At 64.5% G+C, this 6436-nt stretch carries 6 protein-coding genes and 1 pseudogene; 3 read left to right on the top strand and 4 right to left on the bottom strand.

Annotation, left to right across the window (positions count from 1 at the left end):
* Positions 1–97 precede the first annotated feature (97 nt).
* Positions 98–346, bottom strand: a complete 249-nt coding sequence (locus tag MFF55_RS26085) for a DUF6894 family protein (RefSeq protein ID WP_238247090.1) — start codon at positions 344–346, stop codon at positions 98–100.
* Positions 347–783: 437 nt separating this feature from the next.
* Here MFF55_RS26085 and MFF55_RS26080 point away from each other — a divergent pair, with 437 nt between their 5' ends.
* Complete coding sequence (locus MFF55_RS26080) at positions 784–1044, top strand: hypothetical protein (RefSeq protein ID WP_238247088.1); 261 nt, start codon at positions 784–786, stop codon at positions 1042–1044.
* A 170-nt stretch (positions 1045–1214) separates the two neighbouring features.
* Here MFF55_RS26080 and MFF55_RS26075 read toward each other — a convergent pair whose 3' ends face one another.
* Both MFF55_RS26075 and MFF55_RS26070 read right to left on the bottom strand, forming a co-directional pair.
* Positions 1215–2225: a DUF2778 domain-containing protein gene (locus MFF55_RS26075; RefSeq protein ID WP_306421481.1), complete on the bottom strand. Its 1011-nt coding sequence runs from the start codon at positions 2223–2225 to the stop codon at positions 1215–1217.
* Between the two features lie 592 nt (positions 2226–2817).
* Positions 2818–3018, bottom strand: a complete 201-nt coding sequence (locus MFF55_RS26070; RefSeq protein ID WP_238247084.1) for a hypothetical protein — start codon at positions 3016–3018, stop codon at positions 2818–2820.
* 218 nt (positions 3019–3236) lie between these two features.
* Here MFF55_RS26070 and MFF55_RS26065 point away from each other — a divergent pair.
* Both MFF55_RS26065 and MFF55_RS26060 read left to right on the top strand, forming a co-directional pair.
* Positions 3237–3509 (top strand): annotated as a pseudogene (locus MFF55_RS26065) (polysaccharide deacetylase); the annotation flags it as partial.
* 811 nt (positions 3510–4320) lie between these two features.
* Entirely contained in the window at positions 4321–5805 is a 1485-nt protein-coding gene (locus tag MFF55_RS26060; protein ID WP_238247082.1) for a methyl-accepting chemotaxis protein, read from the top strand.
* On the opposite strand, the gene MFF55_RS26055 is transcribed toward MFF55_RS26060, so the two are convergent.
* The coding region (locus MFF55_RS26055; RefSeq protein WP_238247079.1) for an EAL domain-containing protein at positions 5806–6436 on the bottom strand (631 nt) is incomplete at its 5' end. It abuts the gene before it with no gap.

The raw sequence follows: 6436 nt of genomic DNA, 5'->3' as shown, positions 1-6436 counted from the left end.
AAACTCAGCGGACGGATGGACTGGTCCGGCGCGCTGTCCTGCGGCGTTGGGCCTGAGAGGGCGTAGGTGCGGGGCTTCGTCATGCGGTCATGACCCCTCAGGCGGCGCGGGCCGTGGCGCGGTCCGACGATGGCACGAAGGGCTGCAGCAGGACGCGCCGGCCCTTCAGGTCGTGCACGGTCACGCGCCACTCCGACCAATCCGTGCGATCCTCGAGGATCTGCATGACGTTTCGGGCGACCTGATCGGCCCGGCGCCGAAGCCGGTCCGCAACCCGGATGTCCGATCCCTTGGCGTCGAAGACGCATTCGAGCCCGTTCGTGCAGTGAAAGCGGTAGCGTGCCATCGTGGATCGCCTCTGCTGTGAGAACCGCGCTTGTTCGCGTTATGTTCTATATGTGTCCCCATTCCTAGGCGAGGAATAGACCCTCGGCGAGATGTCGCACCCGGCTGGGATGTCCTACGACATCGGCCCTCGCCTGACTCACCTGATCGAGGGGGTCTGGAACACCGCGCTGCGCAGGACGAGGGGCGCCAACCGGCGCTCAGCCTGGCTCGATCGTGGGGTCGCGGTACAGCTCATCCGGGAGAGCGGTGCCTCCGCGCCCATAGGACGAGAGGGCCGCGCCGCCTCGGAGCATGGCCCGATCGTTTCCCCTACCGCCACCGACGGTCGTTTTTTGCCCGGCAAAATGACTGACGAAAATGAACCTTAGCCATAAGCAGGGCGTTGTCGCCCGAAGCTGGACTGTTGAATTCTAGCAGGGTCGCAAGGAGTGCGCGATGGAACTCACGGGTCGGTTTTGGTTCAAGCGGACTTGGAGCGGCAAGCTCGTCCTGCTGGTCGAGGAGAAGAGGCAGCGCCGCCGGCTGTTCGGCAAAGGGGGCTCCGAATTCAAGCTGACCTGGCGCGAGGCCAAGCTTCTCGACTTCGCCGACAATGCGCTGAGCCCGCTCGTCGACCTCGGGCGCCAGCATCGCCATGGGTCGGGATCCAGGTCCGGTCCGCGCCTCGTGCCCGTTCCGGCCGCCGCATCGGCCTAAGGGCGCGAGGCCGGGCTTCCTCTTCAGGCTGCGCGCGGGCTTGAGAGGGGCGCCTGGCGATCGTGTGTGCCTATGCCCAGCGCTGCCTGCGAAAGGCTTCCGGCCTGCTCGGAGCAGGCGCCTCGTGGACGCTGCTGAACGACGATTCCGGCCTGGGCCGGTCAGACCGTTCAGCCGCGCTTGGCCAACCGGCCCGACATGCCGTAGCGGCGACCGCCCCAGGACGGCCCATCCTGGCCGTTTCCGGCTACGACCACGAGGCGACGGACCTCGCCGCGCAGATAGGCCTGCAGGAAGCGATTGTAGTCGCGGAACACGACGCAGCCGTTCGAGGCGCCGCTCGGGCCCAGCATGTAGGTATGGGCGAGGAGACCCACGCGGCCGTGAATCGCGGCGGGACCACCCACCGGGTTGAGCCGGATCGCGCGCACGCCGTGGAACAGCGCTTCGCGCTCCTTCAGGTCATAGGTGCCCGGCGGCGTGGAGCCTCGCATGGTGAGATGCACGTGCCGCGGATTGTCCATGCTGGGGCCGAGCCCCGAATGCGCCTCCAGCACCTCGCCGTTGGGCAGCGTCACTCGCTGCGCGGTGATGTCGTAGATCGCGGTGCCTGCAGCACTCGCCGGCCCGGGAACGCGGTCGAGACGGCGACCGGAGGCGATCCCCTCGGACGTGCCGTCCACCGCGGCATAGCCGAGAGCCTCGGAGCCCGGGGCCTTGCCGAAGATGCTTTCGAGAAGGGAGGGCTCCTCCACCCGCGCGGCGCGGAACACGCTCTGGGTCGAAGGAACGGTCGAACGGCCCGCGAGACGCGGGGTGCTGATGCCCGCCTCGCGCCGGAATTCCGGCGGCCGTGGAACCGGCAAGGGGGTCGGCACCGAGGCTGCAACAGCCACCCGCTCCGGCTGCGGCGCGGGGCGCGCATCCTGCGCAGCCGCAGGTGGCGAAACGGCCGGAGGTGCTGCGACGGCGGCGAGCTGGAAGCCCGCCTCCGCGGGCGCCGAGGGATTGAACCCGGACCCGGCGCTCCCGAGAGCAGGCGTGGGATCGAGCATCCAGGCATACGCGGCGGGCGCCGCCAGGGCGACGGCCGTTTCGGGAGGGGCTGAGACCTCCACCGTCGTCCGCTGCGTCTCGCGCCGTTCCACGAGCCCCGCTCCGGCGAGGCTGAAGGCTGCCACCGTGATGGCCAACCACGCACGGTTGCGGCGACGGCGACGATCGTGCCGGGGACAGTGGCTCGAGCGAAGCGCGACGTATGGCATGGCGACCCTACTCGATACGCACATTCCTCCGTCGGCCGCCCACCGCCGGCCGCACCTGCGCGAACGCGCCGCGTGCAGCCGACACGGGGTGGGAATGCTGCCGGGAGGGATCTGACTTTACTGTGCGCGAGTAGGCACCGACTTGGTTAATCTTGCCTGAAGCCGGTATCTGCAATTCATCGCTTGGATGAGAGCCGATGCCTCAGTTCGGCACAGGCGCATGTCTTCGCCGAACGGAGGCATGGGATGGCCGCGGCCATCCCTCGCGAGCCCCACGCGGTATCGAACGCGGAGCGGGGCCAAGCTCGAGCCCGGTCGACGGCCCTTGCGCACGGGAGCGATGTGAGCACGGAGACGGACTCATTGCCACCGCCGATGCGACCGCCCTCATCGATACGGGTCGCCATCCCCGCACGCCCACAAGGCAATGCGCCCTCCGCGCGGGTTGCGGAAGGCGCGAGCAAGCCGAGCGGCCAGGACGCTGGACGGGCTGGTGCCGTCCCTCTGGTCAGGCCGAGCCGGAGAAAGATCCAAACCCCTCGAAGGCTTCGGAGATGGACACAGGCTTGGATTGCTGGCTTTGCCGCGGAACTGCCGGTGCGGTGGCTTCCGTCGGCGCCTCGTCCTGAGGCTGGGCCGTTGAGCCACCCTCCATCATCGGGGGAATCGGCGGCCAGATCGGCCGGTCAGGCAGAACAAGCTTCTTCATCAATGCAACTCGCTATGCGCGGTGGATCGTGACCGCGTGGGATACAGAATGCCACAGCTTCTACGATGTTCCCACGGCGTCCCCGACGCGCATCGGCCTGCTCCCACCGCTTGTGAACATGGAAGCCCGGTTACGTGATGCTGCTCCGGCTTTCCCGCTCCACCAGCGGTGCGGAGAAACCTCTCGAGGCCGTCGATCTCGGGGCAGAGCGTGTGTGCTTCGCGACGCGGGGCGGCAGCCGCATCCTCTCGGTGCCCTACCCGCAGGAGCTCAACGACATCCCGGCGATCGTCGCCCGCAAGGACAGCCCGGCGCAGTTCGCCGACGCCATCGTGGCGGCCTTCGACGAGATGCGGGAGCAATCCGCGAGCGCGCCGCTGGTCATGGGCATCGCGCTCCACCCCTACATCGTCGGTCAGCCGCACCGGCTGCGTCCCTTGCGCAAGGCGCTCGCCCACATCGCCGATCACCGCGACGCAATCTGGCCGACCGGCCGGCACAAGCCCGGCAGCACCCTACCAATGAGCAGAGTGGATGCCAGATGCCGGCGAGGCTCCAGATGCCGGCGAGGCTACGGAAACAGAGGGGTGATCGATCGTGCCACCAGCTGTCTCTCCGCGCCAGGTTGAACGGCGCCTTCGGAGACTGCCTGGTGGTGGACGCAGTCTAGTGCGAGCTTGTCTCTGCTGCCATTTTCCCTGTTCGCCTAGCAAAAACAGGGATTGTTCACGAAAAACAGAGTTCAAGTGAGAGTCGCAGACTGAAATGTGCAAGTCTGTCAGCTGCTTGTGCGACCAATTCCCTGCTTTGCCTAACAGGGAATTTGCGTCTCGGTATCAGGGATGAGTCGCCTTGTTTCAGACCCATCTGGTGTGAAGCAGTGTCCAAGAGTGGGCGCACTGCCATCAAATGCTTAACTGTTTGGAAGAATTCGATTCTACCTCACAAAGATGGGTACCCCCTGAACGCCGATCGGCATTCAGGGGTGTCCACTGTGATGGCGAAAATGCTATTCGGGTCACAGGCTTGAGCATAAAATTGGAGAGGTCCGCCTTGAAGATCGACCCACAGCAATGAGTTAGGCCCGCCTGCCCGGTTTGGACGGCAGTGAGCGTCTTCAAACCGCTGGCAGCGAACAAAACCTTCAGGTGACCGCCGCGCGGTTAGAGAATGCGGCAGATTTTCATCTAAGTTAAGGATTGAAGCGCAGCGTCATCCGTGTCGGCCCGTAGCGCTTCGCTGTCGCGCCAGAGACCACGGATGAAGCAGGGCCAGAAAGCGGTCTCTGCAACGGAGCTGACGATGCTTGGTGGCTTGGGCAAAGCGACATCCCGCGAAACACAGGCCAAGCTCGCAGCCCTCGACAAGTCTCAGGGCGTCATCGAGTTGACGCTCGACGGGAGGGTCATCGTCGCCAACGAGAACCTCCTCAACGTCATCGGCTACACCCTGCCGGAGATCGTCGGCAAACATCACAGCTTGTTCGTCGAGCCCGCGCTCCGAGACAGCCCTGCCTACATGGAGTTCTGGTCTAAGCTGCGGGCGGGTGAGTTCCAGGCAGGCCAGTTCAAGCGGGTCGGCAAAGGCGGCCGTGAGATCTGGATCGAGGCCACCTACAACCCGCTCTTTGACGCGAGCGGCCGGCCCTACAAGATCGTGAAGTTTGCCACCGACATCACGCGGCAGAAGGCGGAGGACGCCGACCGTCAGGGCCAGATCGCGGCCATCAGCAAGTCTCAGGCGGTCATCGCCTTCAACCTGGATGGCACCGTGCTGGAGGCCAACCGGAACTTCCTGAGCGCGGTCGGCTACGCGCTGCCTGAGATCGTGGGCCGGCATCACAGCATGTTCGTTGACCCGGCCACGAAGGACAGCCGCGACTACGCGGAGTTCTGGGCCAAGCTGCGCGAGGGTGCGTACCAGGCCGGCCAGTACAAGCGCGTCGCCAAGGGAGGACGTCCGGTCTGGATTGAGGCCTCCTACAATCCGATCCTCGACGCAGGTGGCCGGCCCTACAAAGTCGTGAAGTTTGCCACCGACATCACCCAGCAGGTCGCGCTGATGGCCGACCTCAAGCAGCTGATCGAGCGAAACTTCGGCGAGATCGACACCGCGATCCTTCGCTCCAACCAGGAATCCGGCGAGGCGACACAGGCTGCCGGGATCACCTCCAACAACGTGCAGACGATGGCGGCAGCTGCCGAGGAACTGGCAGCGTCGGTCGCTGAGATCTCCGAGAGCATGAGCAAGGCGCGCTCCGCGACGGACGAGGCGCATGCGCAGGTCGGAGCAGCGGGCGAGTTCACGGGCAAGCTGACGACGACGGCAGCGGCGATGAGCGGCATCGTCGGCCTGATCCAGAACATCGCCAGTCAGATCAACCTGCTGGCGTTGAATGCCACCATCGAGTCGGCACGGGCTGGCGAGGCGGGCCGCGGCTTTGCGGTGGTCGCGCAAGAGGTCAAGAACCTCGCTAACCAGGCTGCACGGGCAACCGAGCAGATCTCAGCCGAGATCGACAACGTTCAGGCTGTCTCGAAACAGGTCGTCGGTTCGCTCGACACGATCCAAGGCTCGGTCGAGCGGATGCGTGACTACGTGGTCAGCACGGCGGCGGCGGTTGAGGAGCAGAGCGTGGTGACGCGGGACATGTCTGCGAACATGCAAGAGGCTGCTGCTGCGGTGAGCGCGATTGCGCAGAACGTCATGGCGATCTCAGGCTCGATCACCGACGTCTCGCAAGCGGTGACGACGACAAAGGAAGCCGCACGTGTGCTCGCTCGATAATCAGGCCGCTTCCACCTTGCTGAGATTGGCGGTCGATGCCCGTTCAGGCGTCGCTATCACCCGATCCATCCCGCCCTTTGGCATCGGATTACCAAAGAGGTAGCCCTGTCCGAATTCGCAACCCTGGTCAGCCAACCAGGTGGAACTCGCCTCTGCCTCGATACCCTCAGCTGTCGTCACCAAGCCCAGACTTGATCCCAGCTTGATGATGGCATCCACAAATTTGGCGCGCCCGTCGCTTATCGTGACACTATCGACGTAGCTGCGATCAATTTTCCGCTCGTCGAACTTCAACTCGCGCAGATGGTAGAGGCTTGAATAACCCATTCCAAAATAATCGAGCGCAATGCGAACGCCGAGATTTTGCAGCGAGGTCAGCGTCTTGCGAGTTGCTTCAAGATTATGAGTCAGCGCGCTCTCGGTAATCTCAACTTCAAAGCGGTGTGGTGGAAAGCCCGTCTCGATCAAAATCGCTAGAATACGTTCAAAAAGCCAAACATCCATGAACTGCTGCGGCGCGATGTAGATGGCGAGCGTCAGGTGGGTCGGCCATTCGCGTGCATCCAAGCAAGCGCGCTTGATGAGACTGTAGCTGATCGGTGATGCAGTTGAAGCCGCGGGCGGCCGTGAC

Source organism: Methylobacterium iners (assembly GCF_022179305.1).
GTDB lineage: Bacteria > Pseudomonadota > Alphaproteobacteria > Rhizobiales > Beijerinckiaceae > Methylobacterium > Methylobacterium iners.
Note: the sequence above shows the minus strand (reverse complement) of the source record. Positions and strands in the feature narration are given on the sequence as shown.

Excerpts from the sequence above, each read along its gene's own strand:
- MFF55_RS26085 (WP_238247090.1), bottom strand. The coding sequence starts at position 346 with ATGGCACGCTACCGCTTTCACTGCACGAACGGGCTCGAATGCGTCTTC.
- MFF55_RS26070 (WP_238247084.1), bottom strand. The coding sequence starts at position 3,018 with ATGAAGAAGCTTGTTCTGCCTGACCGGCCGATCTGGCCGCCGATTCCC.
- MFF55_RS26080 (WP_238247088.1), top strand. The coding sequence starts at position 784 with ATGGAACTCACGGGTCGGTTTTGGTTCAAGCGGACTTGGAGCGGCAAG.
- MFF55_RS26060 (WP_238247082.1), top strand. The coding sequence starts at position 4,321 with ATGCTTGGTGGCTTGGGCAAAGCGACATCCCGCGAAACACAGGCCAAG.